The 18,607-nt window shown below is 54.9% G+C and carries 16 protein-coding genes; 12 read left to right on the plus strand and 4 right to left on the minus strand.

The features are described from left to right. The 7 genes from ACUY4Q_RS08250 (at position 1) to ACUY4Q_RS08280 (ending at position 8,529) form a co-directional block, all read left to right on the plus strand. A complete protein-coding gene (locus tag ACUY4Q_RS08250) occupies positions 1-828 on the plus strand; it encodes a manganese/iron ABC transporter ATP-binding protein (protein WP_458046560.1) in 828 nt (275 codons plus the stop codon). Continuing rightward, on the plus strand, positions 825-1,682 hold the full coding sequence (sitC, locus tag ACUY4Q_RS08255; RefSeq protein ID WP_458046561.1) for an iron/manganese ABC transporter permease subunit SitC: 858 nt from the start codon (positions 825-827) through the stop codon (positions 1,680-1,682). The genes ACUY4Q_RS08250 and sitC overlap by 4 nt, the downstream gene beginning before the upstream one ends. Next, a complete protein-coding gene (locus tag ACUY4Q_RS08260; RefSeq protein WP_458046562.1) occupies positions 1,679-2,524 on the plus strand; it encodes a metal ABC transporter permease in 846 nt (281 codons plus the stop codon). Before sitC ends, ACUY4Q_RS08260 begins: the two co-directional genes overlap by 4 nt. Before the next feature lie 623 nt (positions 2,525-3,147). Further along, positions 3,148-4,086, plus strand: coding sequence for a tRNA dihydrouridine(16) synthase DusC (gene dusC / locus ACUY4Q_RS08265; RefSeq protein ID WP_458046563.1), 939 nt, complete (start codon positions 3,148-3,150; stop codon positions 4,084-4,086). 154 nt (positions 4,087-4,240) lie between these two features. Further along, complete coding sequence (gene bglG, locus ACUY4Q_RS08270) at positions 4,241-5,074, plus strand: transcriptional antiterminator BglG (protein WP_458046564.1); 834 nt, start codon at positions 4,241-4,243, stop codon at positions 5,072-5,074. 185 nt (positions 5,075-5,259) lie between these two features. Continuing rightward, a complete protein-coding gene (bglF, locus tag ACUY4Q_RS08275) occupies positions 5,260-7,119 on the plus strand; it encodes a PTS beta-glucoside transporter subunit IIABC (RefSeq protein WP_458046565.1) in 1,860 nt (619 codons plus the stop codon). A gap of 15 nt (positions 7,120-7,134) precedes the next feature. Further along, positions 7,135-8,529: a glycoside hydrolase family 1 protein gene (locus ACUY4Q_RS08280; RefSeq protein WP_458046566.1), complete on the plus strand. Its 1,395-nt coding sequence runs from the start codon at positions 7,135-7,137 to the stop codon at positions 8,527-8,529. 42 nt (positions 8,530-8,571) lie between these two features. Here ACUY4Q_RS08280 and yohP read toward each other — a convergent pair whose 3' ends face one another. After that, positions 8,572-8,655, minus strand: coding sequence for a small membrane protein YohP (yohP, locus tag ACUY4Q_RS08285; RefSeq protein WP_457976342.1), 84 nt, complete (start codon positions 8,653-8,655; stop codon positions 8,572-8,574). Positions 8,656-8,763: 108 nt separating this feature from the next. On the opposite strand from yohP, the gene ACUY4Q_RS08290 reads away from it, so the two are divergent. Continuing rightward, positions 8,764-9,534 carry an SDR family oxidoreductase gene (locus ACUY4Q_RS08290; protein ID WP_458046567.1) on the plus strand — a complete coding sequence of 257 codons (771 nt, stop codon included), beginning with the start codon at positions 8,764-8,766 and terminating at the stop codon, positions 9,532-9,534. Here ACUY4Q_RS08290 and ACUY4Q_RS08295 read toward each other — a convergent pair whose 3' ends face one another. Then, on the minus strand, positions 9,535-10,119 hold the full coding sequence (locus ACUY4Q_RS08295) for a DedA family protein (RefSeq protein ID WP_458046568.1): 585 nt from the start codon (positions 10,117-10,119) through the stop codon (positions 9,535-9,537). A 148-nt stretch (positions 10,120-10,267) separates the two neighbouring features. Between ACUY4Q_RS08295 and ACUY4Q_RS08300 the strand changes: the two genes are divergently transcribed. Then, positions 10,268-10,855, plus strand: a complete 588-nt coding sequence (locus ACUY4Q_RS08300) for a Yip1 family protein (protein WP_458046569.1) — start codon at positions 10,268-10,270, stop codon at positions 10,853-10,855. A 170-nt stretch (positions 10,856-11,025) separates the two neighbouring features. Continuing rightward, complete coding sequence (gene pbpG / locus ACUY4Q_RS08305; protein ID WP_458046570.1) at positions 11,026-11,964, plus strand: D-alanyl-D-alanine endopeptidase; 939 nt, start codon at positions 11,026-11,028, stop codon at positions 11,962-11,964. Here the strand turns inward: pbpG and ACUY4Q_RS08310 are convergent, their stop codons facing one another. Together ACUY4Q_RS08310 and dld are read right to left on the minus strand one after the other, a co-directional pair. After that, positions 11,965-12,519, minus strand: a complete 555-nt coding sequence (locus ACUY4Q_RS08310; protein WP_458046571.1) for a GNAT family N-acetyltransferase — start codon at positions 12,517-12,519, stop codon at positions 11,965-11,967. It lies immediately after the preceding gene. A 140-nt stretch (positions 12,520-12,659) separates the two neighbouring features. Then, complete coding sequence (gene dld / locus ACUY4Q_RS08315) at positions 12,660-14,366, minus strand: D-lactate dehydrogenase (RefSeq protein WP_458046572.1); 1,707 nt, start codon at positions 14,364-14,366, stop codon at positions 12,660-12,662. Between the two features lie 173 nt (positions 14,367-14,539). Between dld and bglX the strand changes: the two genes are divergently transcribed. Beyond that, complete coding sequence (bglX, locus tag ACUY4Q_RS08320) at positions 14,540-16,837, plus strand: beta-glucosidase BglX (protein WP_458047289.1); 2,298 nt, start codon at positions 14,540-14,542, stop codon at positions 16,835-16,837. A gap of 857 nt (positions 16,838-17,694) precedes the next feature. Beyond that, on the plus strand, positions 17,695-18,606 hold the full coding sequence (gene osmF / locus ACUY4Q_RS08325) for a glycine betaine ABC transporter substrate-binding protein OsmF (RefSeq protein WP_458046573.1): 912 nt from the start codon (positions 17,695-17,697) through the stop codon (positions 18,604-18,606). The last annotated feature ends 1 nt before the right edge of the window (position 18,607 follow it).

The following is an 18,607-nucleotide window of genomic DNA, read 5'->3' on the forward strand; positions in this document are numbered from 1 at the left end:
ATGACGCAAACGGCAGGCATTACGGTTGCTGGTGTAACGGTCACTTATCGTAACGGGCATACCGCATTACGGGATGCGACCTTCAGCGTCCCCGTCGGTTCGATTGCCGCCCTGGTGGGAGTCAACGGCTCCGGTAAATCAACGTTGTTTAAAGCCGTCATGGGCTTCGTGCGCCTTGCTGCCGGAACCATTGCGATCGCCGGACTGCCAACGCAGCAGGCATTGCGGCAAAACCGGGTTGCTTATGTTCCTCAGGCCGAAGAGGTGGACTGGTCTTTTCCGGTGCTGGTGGAGGACGTGGTGATGATGGGGCGCTACGGGCGAATGGGGATGCTACGCATGCCGAAAGAAAACGACAGGCGCATTGTCACCGAGGCCCTGGAGCGGGTCGATATGCTGGCATTTCGTCATCGACAAATTGGAGAACTCTCCGGCGGGCAGAAAAAGCGGGTGTTTCTGGCACGGGCGATTGCTCAGCAGGGCGACGTCATCCTGCTTGATGAGCCCTTTACCGGCGTGGATGTTAAAACCGAAGCCAAAATCATCGACCTGCTGCGTGAATTGCGCGCTGAAGGTAAAACCATGCTGGTCTCCACCCATAATCTTGGCTCCGTCACGGAGTTTTGTGACTACACGGTGATGGTCAAGGGTACTGTGCTGGCGAGCGGCCCCACGGACACCACCTTCACCGCTGAAAATCTGGAGCAGGCCTTCAGCGGCGTGTTGCGCCATGTGGTGTTGCACGGCACCGAAGACCGTATCATCACCGATGATGAGCGTCCGTTTGTCGCGCATCGGCGGCCTGCGGGAGAGAGGGGGCAGGGATGAACACGCTGCTTGAACCTTTTGCCTATGAATACATGCGTAACGCCATGTGGGTCTCTGCGATGGTCGGGGGCCTGTGCGCCTTTCTTTCCTGTTACCTGATGCTCAAAGGCTGGTCGTTGATTGGTGATGCGCTGTCGCACTCGATTGTACCAGGCGTGGCGGGCGCTTATATGCTCGGGCTGCCGTTTGCGCTGGGGGCGTTTTTGTCGGGCGGACTGGCGGCGGGGAGCATGCTGTTTCTCAACCAGCGTACACGGCTGAAAGAGGATGCCATCATCGGGCTGATTTTCTCCTCTTTCTTTGGCCTCGGCTTGTTCATGGTTTCGCTGAATCCCACGTCGGTCAACATTCAGACCATCGTGCTTGGCAATATTCTGGCGATTGCGCCAGCCGATATTCTGCAACTGGCGATCATCGGCATCGTCTCCATCGCGATCCTGTTCTTTAAGTGGAAGGATCTGATGGTCACTTTCTTTGATGAAAACCATGCCCGGGCGATTGGCCTGCGCCCGGAACGACTGAAAGTGCTCTTTTTTACCCTGCTGGCGTTGTCCACCGTGGCGGCGCTGCAAACGGTAGGGGCGTTTTTAGTCATCTGCCTGGTGGTAACGCCGGGTGCGACCGCGTGGCTGCTCACCGACCGTTTCCCTCGTTTGCTGATGATTGCGGTCGCCATTGGCAGTCTCACCAGCTTTGCCGGTGCCTGGGCCAGTTATTATCTGGACGGCGCCACCGGCGGGGTGATTGTGGTGGCGCAAACGCTTCTCTTCCTGCTGGCATTTGTGTTTGCGCCTCGCCACGGGCTGTTGGCAAACCGTCGCCGTGCACGGCTGGCGCTGGAGGCGCAGAAATGATGACCTTGTTGCTCGAACCCTTCCAGTTTGCCTTTATGAATAACGCGCTGCTGATAGGGCTGATTGTCGCCATTCCCTGTGCCTTGTTGTCGGTATTTCTGGTACTCAAAGGCTGGGCGCTGATGGGCGATGCGATGAGCCACGCCGTGTTCCCCGGCGTCGTGCTGGCCTGGATGATGGGAGTGCCGCTGGCATTGGGAGCATTTGTGGCCGGGCTTTTTTGCGCTATAGCCACCGGTTTTTTGCAAGATAACAGCCGTATTAAGCAGGACACGGTAATGGGGATCGTCTTCTCCGGTATGTTCGCCGCCGGGCTGCTGCTCTATCTTGCGGTGAAGCCGGAAGTCCATCTCGACCACATCTTGTTTGGCGATATGCTGGGCATTAACAATGCGGACATCATGCAAACCGGAGCGATTTCGGCGGCAATCGCGGTGATTATTGGCGTGAAGTGGCGCGATTTTCTGCTTTTCTGTTTTGATCATCAACAGGCGCAGGTGAGTGGTCTGCGCACCCGCTGGCTGCATTATGGCTTGCTCTGTATGGTCTCGCTGACCATTGTGGCAACGCTTAAAGCGGTGGGGATTGTGTTGTCAATTTCGCTGTTAATTGCGCCAGGGGCCATTGCTGTTCTGCTGACGAACCGTTTTCATGTTGCGCTGCTGGTGGCGGTGGGCGTGTCGGTGACGGTGTCGTTGCTGGGGATTTACCTGTCATTCTTTATTGATAGTGCGCCCGCGCCAACGATTGTGGTGCTATTTGCGCTGGTATTTATGGTGACGTTTTGCGCTGCCAGTTGCAAAGCAAGGCGGGGGGAGTTGAGGCGATTATCGGAGGGGTAGTTTTTTGCGAAATGGTTTCGGAGTATTTATTTTATTTTGGTGGAATCGTTCCGCTCCCCTCACCGCTACCCTCTCCCCAAAGGCTGAGGGATCCCCAGTAATATTACGTTTTATAGCGATAACACTGCACCATGAGAACACAACAGTTAAAGCGATGACTGGGTCCGGCTGAAAATCGACGAAGCGTATCCGTAAGGCCGGGGCGCCGCGCAGGGATGCGCGGCGAGGGCGACTTTACAGGGACGTTACCTTCGCCCGTCCCCGATAAGCCTGAAGGAATACGCTGAGTGGACCGCGCCAGCGGCGATTTTCCTGGCCGGGAGCCCGGGTCGCCAGGGTGGTGGCGGTGAACCACCCTGGCACGTTCACGGGTTCTGGCGCTACAGAAAAGCAAGGACCATAAGGTGAACGGAATGACCAACAGAGCCGCATTTTCCCCCTCACCCTAACCCTCTCCCCGGCGGGGCGAGGGGACCGATTGTGCTGGCATTTTTTTGTGGGGATTCCTCATCCCCAAAGGGGCGAGGGAGAAAAGCGTGCCCGATGTTGCACATGTGCATCCCCACCTTCCTTCCCCCTGAAAGAGGCGCTACTATGTCGCCTCATTTTTTCAGGGGCAAGATATGCGTGTATTACTGGCGCCGATGGAAGGTGTGCTCGATTCGCTGGTGCGCGAGCTGCTGACTGAGGTCAATGACTACGATCACTGCATCACCGAGTTTGTTCGCGTGGTCGACCAACTGTTGCCTGCAAAAGTGTTCCACCGTATCTGCCCGGAACTCAATCACCAAAGCCGCACCCCCTCCGGTACGCTGGTGCGCGTACAACTGCTGGGGCAATACCCACAGTGGCTGGCGGAAAATGCCGCACGCGCCGTGGAGTTGGGCTCCTGGGGAGTGGATTTAAACTGCGGCTGCCCGTCGAAAATGGTGAACGGCAGCGGCGGTGGGGCCACGCTACTCAAAGATCCAGAAATGATCTACCTCGGCGCAAAAGCCATGCGTGAAGCCGTGCCTTCCCATCTGCCCGTTACGGTGAAGGTGCGTCTCGGCTGGGACAGCGGCGAGCGGCAGTTTGAAATTGCCGATGCGGTGCAGCAGGCGGGCGCTTCTGAGCTGGTGGTCCACGGGCGCACCAAAGAAGATGGCTATAAAGCCGAACGCATAAACTGGCAGGCTATCGGTGAGATTCGCCAGCGTTTGTCCATTCCGGTTGTCGCCAACGGTGAAATCTGGGACTGGCAGAGTGCGCAAGCGTGTATGGCCGTCACCGGTTGTGATGCGGTGATGATTGGTCGCGGCGCCCTGAACGTGCCTAACTTAAGCCGGGTGGTAAAACACAACGCTCCGCGCATGCCCTGGTCTGACGTTATCCTGATGCTGCAAAAATATACCCGTCTGGAAAAACAGGGCGATACCGGCCTGTACCATGTTGCCCGCATCAAACAGTGGTTGGGCTATTTGCGCAAAGAGTACGATGAGTCTCAGGGCGTCTTTGAACAGGTGCGTACCCTTAAAACTTCTGCGGATATTGCCCGGGTCATTCAGGGCATAAAGCAATAATCTTGGGATCGTAATCACGTTTTTGCGTGACGCCGATTGAGTGAAAGGGGCAACCTGATAGAGTTTTGCTCCGTGGATTGTTACTGCGAAAGCAGGCTAAACCTGATGTTCTGGCATTTGCCGGAAGTCAGGTTTTTTTGTTTCTGGGGTTCGGATGAAAATCGCCAAAATACTTAATAATAATGTGGTGGTCGTGCTGGATGAACAGCAACGCGAGCAGGTCGTGATGGGCCGGGGGCTTGCGTTCCAGAAACGTATTGGTGACGAACTGGATGAGCGCAAAATCGAGAAGATTTTCGCCCTGCAGAGCGACGAATTGATCGGGCGCTTAAGTGAGTTGCTAAATCAGATCCCGCTGGAGGTGATGACTACCTGCGATCGCATCATCGACTTAGCGCGTGAACGTTTGGGGAAATTGCAGGAAAGTCTCTACATTACGCTGACCGATCACTGCTTTTTTGCCCTCGAACGGATAAAAAACGGTCAGGTGATCCGCAACGTGCTGTTGTGGGAAATTCGCCGACTGTATCCAAAAGAGTTTCAACTGGGGCAGGAAGCGCGGGCGATTATCGCGAAGCGGCTGGGTGTAGAATTGCCCGAAGATGAAGCCGGGTTTATTGCGCTGCACCTGGTGACGGCGCAACTGAACAGTGAGATGCCGGAAGTCATGCACATCACCAAGGTGATGCAAGAGATCCTGCATATCGTGAAGTATGAGCTGAAGCTGGAATACAACGAAGAGTCGTTGAGTTACCACCGTTTTGTGACGCACCTGAAGTTCTTCTCGCAGCGGATGCTGACCCGCACCGTTGTGGAAGATGATGACCTGTCGCTGCATCAGGCGGTTAAAGATAACTATGCGCGTGCCTGGCGCTGTGCGGAAAAGGTCGAGCGCCACTTGCAGAAAAACTATCAGCGTAACTTAACCACTGAAGAGATTATGTTTCTCGCGATCCATATAGAGCGTGTACGAAAAGATAAGCGCTAATCATAAGCGCGATGCGTTACCCCAAATTATTCTTGCCCGCACCGGCGGCGCGAATAATGAAAGGTAAAACAGGATTGTTACTGCGACACGCAGGCAAAACCTGAGACCGGCCCGCAAGGCGTCGGGCTCAGGTTTTTTTTTACTCAGTCACCGCCTAAGGGCATATAAGAAGCAAGGAAATAAACATGGAATATCAAGCGCTGGCGAAAGATATTCTCAGCCACGTTGGGGGCAAGGAGAACATTAGCAGCCTGGTGCATTGCGCCACCCGACTCCGTTTCAAGCTCAAAGATGGCAAGCTGGCAGATGCAGAAGGGTTAAAGGCAAACCCCGGTGTCATTATGGTGGTCGAGAGCGGCGGTCAGTTTCAGGTTGTGATCGGCAACCACGTCAACGATGTCTGGCAGGCAGTGCGAAATGAAGCCGGTCTGACCGATGATTCACCCACTGCGGCCCCGGATAAAGAAGAAAAAAGTTCGCTGTTGGGGCGAATGATCGACATCGTTTCCGGCATTTTTACCCCGTTTATCGGCATTATGGCGGCATCCGGTATCCTGAAGGGGCTGCTGGCGCTGGCCGTGGTCTGCGGCTGGCTTTCGACCACCAGCGGCACTTATCAAATTTGGTTCGCCGCCAGCGACGCACTATTTTTCTTCTTCCCGCTTATTCTGGGCTACACCGCCGGGAAAAAATTCGGCGGAAACGCCTTTGTGACCATGGCAATTGGTGGCGCGTTGACCCACCCGTTGATGATCAAGGCGTTTGAAGCCAGTCAGGCACCCGGTGCCGTCAGTGAAACTTTCTTCAGTATTCCGGTGACCTTCATTAATTACAGTGGCTCGGTGATTCCGATCATCATCGCCGCGTGGGCGAGCTGCTGGCTGGAGAAACAGTGCAATAAATTCCTCCATTCGGCGGTGAAAAACTTCTTTGGCCCGCTGATCTGCATCGCGGTGATTGTTCCTCTGACCTTCCTGGTGATTGGCCCACTCGCCACGCTACTGAGCCAGGGCCTGGCGCACGGCTACCAGGCAGTTTACGTCTTTGCCCCCTGGCTTGCCGGCGCCGCGCTCGGTGCCCTGTGGCAGGTGTGCGTGATCTTCGGTCTGCACTGGGGGCTGGTACCGCTGATGATTAACAACCTGACCGTCTTTGGTCAGGACACCATGCTGCCGATTCTGTTGCCGGCGGTGCTGGGGCAGGTAGGGGCGGTGCTGGGGATTTTTCTGCGTACCCGTGATCCACGCCAGAAAATTCTCGCTGGCTCTGCGGCCACCGCCGGTATTTTTGGCATCACCGAGCCTGCGGTCTATGGGTTGACGCTGCCGCTACGCCGCCCGTTTATCTTCGGGTGTATTGCAGGGGCGATTGGCGGGGCGATTGTCGGTTTTAGCGACAGCCACGTTTATTCCTTCGGCTTTGCCAATATCTTTACCCTGGCGCAAATGATCCCGCCAGGCGGCGTGGATAGCACCCTGTGGGGCGGCATTCTGGGAACGGTGGTTTCGCTGGTATTAGCCTGCGTGATGACCTTTGTGGCGGGCATGCCAAAAGCGCCTGTCATCACCAAACCGATTGCCGTACCGCCGGGTGAAAATGACATTCTGGCACCCATGACCGGCACCGTGCTGGCGCTCGAACAAGTCCCGGACAGCACCTTTGCAGCAGGGGTATTAGGTGAAGGGACGGCAATTATTCCTCTGGATAACAAAGTGATTGCCCCTTTTGCGGGTGAAGTGGCCTCGCTTTTCCAGACCAAACATGCCATCGGCCTGCTGAGTGACAGCGGTATTGAGTTGCTGATTCACGTCGGCATCGACACCGTAAAGCTGGACGGCAAACCCTTTACCGCCCATGTTAACGTTGGCGATAAGGTGCAGCCGGGGGACCTGCTGCTTGAGTTCGACCGCGATGCGATTCTGGCCGCCGGGTACTCGCTGGCCACGCCCATTATTATCAGTAACAGCGACAGTTACCGCGCTGTAACGACCGTAGCCGCATCGGCTGTAGAATCCGGCATGCCGCTGCTGACGGTCAATCGTTAATCAAAGGAGAGAGCAATGAAAGCATTCCCGAATGACTTCTTATGGGGCGGCGCCATCGCCGCCAACCAGGTGGAAGGCGCTTATCTGGAAGACGGCAAGGGCCTGTCCACCTCTGACGTGCAACCTAAAGGGGTGTTCGGCGACGTGGTTGAGCGCGTGGCGGGCGACAGCGGCCTGAAAGATGTCGCTATCGATTTTTACCACCGCTACCCGGAAGACATCTCGCTGTTCGCGGAGATGGGCTTTAGCTGCCTGCGCGTCTCCATTGCCTGGACGCGTATCTTTCCGAATGGTGACGAAACCACGCCGAATGAGGCCGGGCTTGCCTTTTATGACAAGCTGTTCGACGAGATGCTGAGCAAAGGCATGACGCCGCTGGTGACGCTGTCCCACTACGAAATGCCGTGGGGACTGGTAAAAGGCTACGGCGGCTGGGGTAGCCGTCAGACTATCTCCTTCTTCGAACGTTACGCCCGCACCGTCTTTGCGCGTTACAAAAACAAAGTAAAACTGTGGCTGACCTTCAATGAAATCAACATGTCCCTGCATGCGCCGATGACCGGCGTGGGGCTGGTGGAAGGCAGCAGCAAAGCGGAAATTTTCCAGGCTATTCACCATCAGCTGGTGGCCAGCGCCCTGGCGGTCAACGCCTGTCACGAGATTATTCCTGACGCCAAAATCGGCAACATGATCCTCGGCGGTCTGATGTATCCATTGAGCTGTAAACCGGACGATGTGCTGGAAACGCTGCAACAGAACCGCACCTGGCAATTCTTTGGTGACGTGCAGTGCCGCGGTGAATACCCGGGATACATGCTGCGTTTCTTCCGCGAAAACGGTATCGAACTTGACGTGACGGACGCTGACCGCACTGCGCTGAAAACCACCATCGATTTTATCTCCTTCAGTTACTACATGACCGGCTGCGTCACGACCGATGAAGAGCTGAATCAAAAGGCGCGCGGCAACATTCTGAGCATGGTGCCGAACCCGCATCTGCAAAGTTCTGAATGGGGCTGGCAGATAGACCCTGTGGGCCTGCGAACGTTGCTGAACGTCATGTGGGATCGTTGGCAGAAGCCGCTGTTCATTGTTGAAAACGGTCTGGGTGCCAAAGATAAGCAAGAAGCGGACGGCAGCGTCAACGATGATTACCGCATCAGCTATCTGAATGACCATCTGGTACAGGTCGGTGAAGCGATTGAAGATGGCGTTGAGGTGATGGGCTACACCAGTTGGGGCCCGATCGATCTGGTCAGCGCCTCGAAAGCGGAAATTTCTAAACGCTACGGATTCATCTATGTTGACCGCGATGATAACGGCAACGGCACCCTGGCGCGCAGTCGGAAGAAAAGTTTCTTCTGGTACAAAGAGGTCATAGCCAGCAAAGGCGCCTTTCTCAAGCGATAAGCGCTAAAGAAAACGCCCTCCCGAAGGGGAGGGCGCATCACATCAGAAAATCATCTTAAATACGCCGGTCACCACCAACAGCCCAATAATAAAAATAATCAAAACAGCCCATAACAGTAATTTCAACATAGTCTTATCTCCCTTTTTGTCGATCACTCAAGCAAAGTGTAGCAACCCAACTGAAATATGCTTTTTTTCTATACTTAGCCTTTTACTGCAAAACCGGAGAACATCATGACGACGCAAAAAGTGGCAATCGTGACGGCGGCAGATTCGGGCATCGGTAAGACGTGTGCTCTCATGCTGGCGGAGCAGGGGTATGATGTGGGCATTACCTGGCACTCAGACGACGAAGGCGCGCGTGAGACGGCGCGAGAAGTGGAAGCGCGGGGCAGGCAGGCGCGAACCATTAAACTGGATTTGAGTCAGCTTCCCGAGGGGGCAAACGCGATCGCAGAGTTAATTAACCAGTTCGGGCGCATTGACGTGCTGGTCAACAATGCGGGTGCAATGACCAAAGCGCCTTTTCTCGACGTGACGCTGGATGCATGGCGCAAGATTTTTACCGTCGATGTGGAAGGGGCAATGCTCTGTTCGCAAATTGCTGCCCGTCAGATGGTGAAGCAAGGGCAGGGAGGGCGCATCGTTAACATCACCTCGGTGCATGAACATACGCCGCTACCGGAGGCCAGTGCCTACACGGCGGCAAAACATGCGCTAGGCGGTTTAACCAAGTCAATGGCCCTTGAGCTTGTTAGTTACAACATACTTGTCAATGCGGTAGCTCCGGGAGCCATTGCGACACCGATGAACGACATGAGTGATGAGGATGCAAAACCCGGCTCGATGCCGATTATTCCGCTTGGCAGACCGGGGAAAACTGAGGAGATAGCAAGCCTGGTGGCATGGCTATGCTCTGAGCATGCCAGCTACACCACCGGACAATCGTTCATTGTCGACGGTGGCTTTATGCTGGCAAACCCGCAGTTTAACGCCACCCGTTAACTATTCGTCGGCAGAGCGGCAGCGCTGTTTTTTCTGCCTGCGACGGAACCACCACCGTACCGCGAAGACCAGTACCACGGCCAGCACCAGCCAGATTAATCGTTTGGCGTGCTGGTCAAACTGGTGTAGCCAGGGGCCAATGACTTCTCCGCCCACATAGCCAAGCGTGGTGAAAATCAATGCCCAGACGATGGCACCAAAGATGTTTAACGGCAGAAAGATTTTTGGCGGCAGATGGCTTGCGCCGATCAGGATCGGCCCAATAATGCGAAAGCCGTACATAAAACGTGTGCCGATGACAAACAGCCAGGGGCGACGGTTGATAAGGCGTTGGGCTTTTTCAATTTTGTCCTGATGCTTTTTGAAGCGGTGCAGTATCGTCATGCCGTATTTACGACCTAACAAATAAAGTAACTGATCGCCAATCATGCCACCGAGCGCCACCGCTGCCACGACCAACGGGAACTTCAGTAAGCCCTGGTGTGCGGCTACACCGCCCAACAGGGTGATGGTCTCCCCTTCAGCGACACTCCCGACCACCAGTGCTGCATAGCCGTACTGGCTGATAAGTGCATTGATATCCATAGTAAACCACTCTCCTGTTTAACACTCTAAGCATACACCCTATGAGTCGATCCCGCCGGGCAGCGATTTTTTGCGCTGTACACAAATTAACCGTCAGAGTGACTTATACTTAGAGAGTCGTAGTTCGGGCAGTCAGCAAGGGGGCGTTATGAACCATGTCTGGGGACTTTTTTCCCATCCCGATCGTGAAATGCAGGTTATCAAAGGCGAAAACGAAACGGTTTCGCATCACTACACCCACCATGTCTTCATCATGGCGGCCATTCCCGTTATCTGTGCTTTTATCGGTACCACGCAAATTGGCTGGAATTTCGGCGAAAACAATATTGTCCAGTTGAACGCCTTTACCGGGCTCTACCTTGCCGTTCTGTTCTACGCCCTGATGTTGGGTGGCGTCGCAGTGATGGGCCGGGTCATCTGGTGGATGGCGCGTAATTATCCGCAGAGGCCGTCGCTGGCGCACTGTATGGTCTTTGCCGGTTATGTCGCCACACCGCTGTTTTTAAGCGGCATCGTGGCGCTGTATCCGCTGGTCTGGCTGTGCGCCTTAGTCGGTACGGTCGCGTTATTTTATACCGGTTATCTGTTGTATGTCGGGATACCGACCTTCCTGAATATTGACCGGGAAGAGGGATTAAGTTTCTCCAGCTCCACGCTGGCCATTGGCGTGCTGGTACTGGAAGTCCTGCTGGCACTGACCGTGATTTTGTGGGGCTACGGCTACCGTCTGTTCTGATGTGCGGCGTTGCTGGCGTAAATGCCAGCAACGCAATCTTCTGCAACGAATCTTCGGTGGCGGCGATAAAGCAGGGCGGCTATTATGCCAGAGCCAGCTTCTGTTATTTATTTCTTCAACAGATGCGGTGTGCGTAATAACGTGCCTGAATAATTATCTGAAGTCACACCATGCCGAAATTCCGTGTTTCTTTATTAAGCCTCGCGCTTCTTTTTACCGTGCCTGTTGCTCCCCAGGCGCTGGCCAAAACCCCGGCTATGACGGTTGCCGCGCAGCCAGAGATCGCCTCGGGCAGTGCGATGATTGTTGATCTCCAGACCAATAAAGTCATCTATTCGAGCCACCCTAATCTGGTGCGTCCGATTGCCTCTATCACCAAGCTGATGACGGCGATGGTGGTGCTGGATGCGCATTTGCCGCTGGATGAGAAGCTGAAAGTCGATATCAGCCAGACGCCGGAGATGAAAGGTATTTATTCCCGCGTGCGCCTGAACAGTGAAATCAGCCGCAAAGAGATGTTATTGCTGGCGCTGATGTCATCCGAGAACCGCGCGGCGGCAAGCCTGGCGCACCATTATCCTGGCGGTTACGGCGCATTTATTCGTGCAATGAATGCCAAAGCGCAGGCACTGGGCATGAAACATACGCGTTACGTCGAGCCGACAGGGCTCTCAACCAGCAACGTCTCGACGGCGGAAGATTTGATTAAGTTGCTGATTGCGACGAAGCAATATCCGTTATTAGGACAGTTGAGTACCACACGCGAAGATATGGCTACCTTCTCGAACCCCGGTTATACATTGCCTTTCCGTAACACCAACCATCTGGTGTACCGCGATAACTGGAATATTCAGTTAACCAAAACCGGGTTTACCAATGCCGCCGGGCACTGCCTGGTGATGCGCACGGTCATTAACAACAAATCGGTGGCGCTGGTGGTGATGGATGCCTTTGGTAAATATACCCATTTCGCCGATGCCAGCCGCCTGCGGACCTGGATTGAAACCGGGAAAGCTCAGCCGGTTCCGGCCTCTGCGTTAGACTATAAACGTCAGAAAGCCGCGCAGATGGCGCAAAATCAGGGCGGGCAAACCGCGCAGAACGATTAATTATTCCGGCAGCGTCCAGTCACCGTCGTTGAGTGGGCGCTGCATAATCAACGTATCCCGCCAGTCTCCTTTTTTGTACCCGACGCTGCGCAGTTGACCGGCCAGCTCAAAGCCATGTTTCTTGTGCAGTCGCAGAGAACCGGCGTTGTTATTGCCATCGCCAATCACCGCAATCATCTGGCGCCACGGCCCCTGTTCACAGCGTTCAATCAATGCGCTCATCAAGGTGCTGCCGATGCCGCGGCCCGTCATGCTGGCGTCAACGTAAATGGACTCTTCAAGGGTGTAACGATACGCCGGGCGAGGGCGGTACGTTGTGGCGTAACAGTAGCCGACCACGATGCCGTGATACAGCGCAACCATCCAGGGAAGTCCTTCATTGGCTGTTTTGATCATCCGTTGACGCATTTCATCAATCGTTGGCGGCACTTCTTCAAACGACGCGCGACCATGAAGGACGTGCCAGGCGTACAAGGACGCAATTGCGTGGACATCATCAAGGCAGGCATCACGCACGATCAATGCGTTTTCTGACAGGACATCAACAGCAGACATGACGGGGTACTCCTCAGGGTGGTAAGCCAGAGAAACGTTTCTCTGGCCACCGCGATACTGTAGTACGAATAAAGCATACAATACAGTCTGGCTTAAGCCTCTCCCTAAGTTAGCCTGTGAGGTTTGGCTAAGGTAACCGGTTACCGCCAGTGTTTTCTTTTGCTGGTCTTGCCTATACCAGGGTTCATGCTATTCGTTGGATCATTTTCCAGGTAAAAACGTTTTAAATGATCATCTGCGTCATATAAATGTCCGACATTATGTTCCGCCGGATATTGCGCCCCGCGTTGCCGCAACAGGGCCAGCATCTGCGCTTTAAGCGCATGGGTATCCACCCCTTTTTTCACAATATAGTCCTGATGGAAAACGTGGCAGAAGAAGTGACCGTAGTAGAGTTTGTGAAGCACCTGGCTGTCGATATCCGGCGGCAGTTGTTCAAACCAGTCGTTATCGTTACGCCGTAGCGCAATGTCCAGCGCCAGAATATCCTCCACCTCGTCCGCATGCACCGCCTGGTAACGAATGGCCGCGCCCGCCGCCGCGAAGCGGTGCAGGAAGGCTTTATTACCCTCTTCCGTTGTACAGGCGAAGAAGCCGCCTTCCGCAGAGGCAAAGCATTCACTGAGCCACTGCTGAGCCTCAGCAATACCGTCACCTGACATTTTCAGAAGCAGGTGGTGCTCATATTTGTCCCGCCAGCTTTTCATTCGCGGCGGCAGGTGGGAGGGGAAAAGATGCCCCAGCTTTTGCATGGCGCGATCGGTAAAATGCGGTTTGAACACCGAGGCTTTAGCCAGCAGCGCATCGGTTCGGCCCTTGAGGGTAAAGAAGAAGGGCATCTTGTCGGTGCCGAGCTTGTCTATCATCAGGAAAGTATCTTTGCCATAGCGCTCGGCGATGTCATAAATATCCCGGTGCATATATTCACCCGCCACCGGCAAGTTTTTAAATTCGCTAAGAATATGACGCCGAATATGATTCAGCACTTCCGGTTGATTCGTGCCGATATAAAACACCTGCTGGCGGGACTGCGCCGCGAAGGTGTCCAGGCGCACCGCAAAAACGGCCAGTTTCCCTGCGCAACCGGAGGATTCAAACAGCCTGTCCGGGTCGGCGTTATAGCGTGCCGGGGTGTCGGCATTCACATCGCGCACGCGGGTGACGTAATCCTGATCGTGGCCCTGGCGGCCATCGTGGCGCACATCGGCATCCGTTACCCGTTCATCATCCAGTTTGCCTAAAATCTGCTCCGGGGTGGCCCCAAGATCGATCCCCAGATGATTAACCAACTGCAGTCTTCCGTTTTCGTCAATGCGGGCATACAGCGACATTTCGGTGTAGGCCGGGCCACGCTGCACCAGCGCGCCGCCGGAGTTATTGCAGATCCCGCCGATCACCGAGGCACCAATACAGGACGATCCGATCACCGAATGGGGTTCACGCCCCAGCGGTTTGAGGGCCTTTTCCAGTGAATAGAGCGTGGTGCCGGGGAAGGCCAGCACCTGCTCGCCTTTATCAATCAGGTGCAGCTTATCCAGCCGCAGGGTACTGATAATAATAATGTCGCGGTCGTAATCATTACCGTTAGGCGTTGAGCCTTCGGTCAGGCCAGTGTTGGCGGCCTGCATGAGGATGATTTTATCGGCGCTAACGCAGGCGGCGAGAAGACGCCAGAGTTCCAGCAGCGAGCCGGGGAAGGCCACTGCGAGAGCCTCCCCCTGGCCGGAGCGGAAACCTTTGCGATAACGGGCCGTTTTCGCCGGGTCGGTGAGCAGATGATTTGTGCCAACAATACGGCGTAGTTCGCTGATAAAGGCGATATTTTCCTGAGAAGTTGCGGAAGACATTTTCCACTCCTTGTGGTGAAAGAACGATCTCGCCTTAAAGAATAGTCCCGGAAAGTGGGGAATTCTCAGAAAAATCAGAGAATAACTCTGCAAGCCCGACTACGATTATGGCACACTGCGTTTTTTTCACGGTCTGGTCGGTGTTTGGGCTATATAACGAGAGAATGAACGACATGAAATGGCTATGTACTGTAGGTGTCGCTGTGAGCCTGGCGCTGCAACCTGCGCTGGCAGAAGAGATGTTTGGTAATCATCCGTTAACGCCTGAAGCAAGGGATGCATTTGTCACTGATTTACTCAAAAAAATGACGGTTGACGAGAAAATCGGCCAGCTGCGTTTAATCAGCGTTGGCCCGGATAACCCGAAAGAAGCCATTCGCGAGATGATTGGCAAAAATCAGGTTGGCGCAATTTTTAACACCGTCACCCGTCAGGATATCCGGGCGATGCAGGACCAGGCCATGCAGTTGAGCCGCCTGAAAATTCCTCTGTTCTTTGCGTACGATGTGCTGCATGGCCAGCGTACGGTCTTCCCCATTAGCCTCGGCCTTGCCTCCAGCTTCAACCTTGATGCGGTAAACACCGTCGGACGCGTGTCTGCGTACGAAGCGGCGGATGATGGCCTGAACATGACCTGGGCACCGATGGTTGATGTGTCCCGCGATCCGCGTTGGGGTCGTGCGTCAGAAGGCTTCGGTGAAGACACCTTCCTGACCACCGAAATGGGCGTGGCAATGGTGAAAGCCATGCAGGGCAAAAGCCCGGCGGACCGCTATTCGGTGATGACCAGCGTGAAACACTTTGCCGCCTATGGCGCGGTAGAGGGCGGGAAAGAGTACAACACCGTTGATATGAGCCCGCAGCGTCTGTTCAATGATTATCTGCCGCCCTATAAAGCGGGCCTGGATGCAGGCAGTGGCGCGGTGATGGTGGCTCTTAACTCTCTGAACGGCACGCCTGCCACCTCGGACGCCTGGCTGCTTAAAGATGTCCTGCGCGATGAGTGGGGCTTTAAGGGCATCACGGTGTCCGACCACGGGGCGATTAAAGAGCTTATCAAGCACGGCGTGGCTGCCGACCCTGAGGATGCGGTGCGTGTAGCACTGAAGTCCGGCATCAACATGAGCATGAGCGATGAGTATTACAGCAAGTACCTGCCAGGACTGGTGAAGTCCGGTAAGGTCACCATGGCGGAGCTCGACGATGCGGCGCGTCATGTACTTAACGTGAAATACGATATGGGGCTGTTTAACGACCCGTATAGCCATCTCGGTGCAAAAGAGACTGACCCGCAGGATACCAATGCGGAAAGCCGTCTGCACCGCAAAGAAGCGCGTGAAGTGGCGCGTCAAAGCCTGGTGCTGCTGAAAAACCGTCAGGAAACGCTGCCGTTGAAAAAGGATGCCACCGTGGCCGTGGTAGGGGCGCTGGCGGACAGCAAGCGTGACATGATGGGAAGCTGGTCTGCCGCTGGGGTAGCAGGGCAGTCGGTGACCGTGCTGACGGGTATCCGCAATGCGATGGGCAACCAGGGCTCGGTGATTTATGCCCGCGGCTCAAACATCACCGACGATCAGGGTATTGTCGATTTCCTTAACCAATACGAACCCGCCGTTGTGCAGGACAAGCGCACCCCACAGGCGATGATTGACGAAGCGGTCGACGCGGCGAAGAAATCGGATGTGGTCGTGGCCGTGGTTGGCGAAGCACAGGGGATGGCGCACGAAGCCTCCAGCCGTACAGACCTGACCATCCCGCAAAGTCAGCGTGATTTGATTGCTGCGCTGAAAGCGACCGGCAAGCCGTTGGTACTGGTTCTGATGAACGGGCGTCCCCTGGCGTTGGTAAAAGAAGATCAGCAAGCGGATGCGATTCTGGAAACCTGGTTTGCAGGCACCGAAGGCGGTAACGCCATTGCCGACGTGCTGTTCGGCGATTATAACCCGTCCGGTAAGCTGCCGATGTCCTTCCCGCGTTCCGTCGGGCAAGTGCCGGTCTATTACAGCCATCTGAATACTGGTCGACCTTACAATGCCGACAACCCTAACAAGTACACGTCACGTTACTTTGATGAGGCTAATGGTCCGTTGTATCCGTTCGGTTATGGCCTGAGCTACACCACGTTTACTGTCTCTGACGTGAAAATGTCCGCGCCGACAATGACCCGTGACGGCAAGGTCACCGCCAGTGTTGAAGTGACTAACACCGGTAAGCGTGACGGTGCGACGGTGATTCAGATGTACCTGCAGGACGAAACGGCCTCGATGAGCCGTCCGGTGAAAGAGCTGCGCGGTTTTGAAAAAGTGGATCTGAAAGCGGGTGAGACCAAAACGGTCAGCTTCCCGATTGATCTCGATGCGCTGAAGTTCTGGAATCAGCGGATGAAGTACGATGCGGAGCCGGGTAAGTTTAACGTCTTTGTTGGGGTGGATTCCGCCCGTGTGAAACAGAGTTCGTTTGAGCTGAAGTGATGGGGGAAGGGTGGAATGGGTGGAAGGGTGAAATGGGTGGAATTGTTCCGTTCACCTTAAGTTCAATGCTTCTCTGAAGCCTCTCCACACGTGAACGTGTTAAGGAGGCTCTCCGCCGCCTCCTTAACAATCCTGGCTCCCGGCCAGGAAAATTGCCGCTTCGCGGTGCCTTCCGCTTATTCCTCCAGGCTACCGGGTCGGGTGCGATGTTACATCCCTGTAACTCGCACCCTCGCCGCGCATCCTTGCGCAGCGGCCCGGCCTTGCGGAAACACGTCAGCAATTTTCAGCCGGACCCGCCACACCTGACCATTCCTGCGTTTTATTAAAAGCAAAAATCATTTACCTGAAAGGCAGTGTCTTGCAGCGAGGTTTTCTGGTCCGGCTGAAAATCGATGAGGCGTTGATGGCTGACCGGGGCCGCCCGCAGGGAAGCGGGCGGAGGGGATAGCCTACAGGGATGTAGGCTGGTCCCCGACCCGACAGTCAGACGGCATAAGACGAATGGACCGCGAAGCGGCGATTTTCCTTGCCGGGAGCCCGGGTTGCAAGGGTGGTGGCGGTGAACCACCCTTGCACGTTCACGGGTGATTTTGCTTCTGAGACGCATTGAACTTAAGGTGAACGGAACAATTTCACCGGAATGACATGAACCTTTATCGAGAGAGAACGTAACGATTCCACAGGATTAAAACGAACCTTTACCCACCGTGAACGGAGCAACGCTCCACGTTATAACCGCTTCATCTAATCAGTAACATCAAAATCTGAACCAGAGATACCCTCCCGGCTAATTCTCAACTACGCTTTTTGCACAGCCAGAATTCCGGGCATCACAAAAATAACGGGGAATACGCATGAAATCATTTTCGCAATGGAGCGCAGCAGGATTGTTAATACTGGCCGCCGGTGCGCAGGCAGCTGAGCCGGTTAAAGTGGGTTCCAAAATTGATACGGAAGGGGCGCTGCTGGGCAATATCATTTTACAGGTGCTGGAAAGCCATGGCGTAAAGACGGTCAACAAAGTCCAGTTAGGCACGACCCCGGTGGTGCGTGGCGCCATTACCTCCGGTGAACTGGATATTTACCCGGAATATACCGGCAATGGCGCGTTCTTCTTTAAACAGGAGAACGATCCGGCGTGGAAAAATGCCCAACAGGGCTATGACAAAGTGAAAAAGCTGGACGCAGAGCAGAACAAACTGGTCTGGCTGACTCCGGCCCCGGCTAACAATACCTGGACCATTGCGGTACGCCAGGATCTCGCCGAAAAGAATAAACTGGTCTCCCTTGAAGACCTCAGCCGCTACCTGAAAGAGGGCGGCACCTTCAAACTGGCGGCTTCCGCTGAATTCATCGAGCGTACCGATGCGCTGCCTGCTTTTGAAAAAGCCTATGACTTCAAACTGAATCAGCCACAACTGCTCTCCCTGGCAGGTGGCGATACCGCGGTGACCATCAAAGCAGCGGCTCAGCAGACGTCTGGCGTGAACGCGGCGATGGCTTATGGCACCGATGGTCCGGTTGCGGCGCTGGGCTTGCAGACGCTCACCGACCCGAAAGGGGTTCAGCCTATTTACGCCCCCGCGCCGGTAGTGCGTGAAGCGGTGTTAAAAGAATATCCAAAACTGGACGAATGGCTGAAACCCGTCTTCGCCAGTCTTGATGAGAAAACGCTGCAAAAGCTGAACGCCAGCATTGCGGTTGAAGGCCTGGATGCTAAAAAAGTGGCAGCAGACTACCTGAAGGAAAAGGGACTCGTTAAATAAA

This window comes from Phytobacter cepae, from assembly GCF_054165735.1.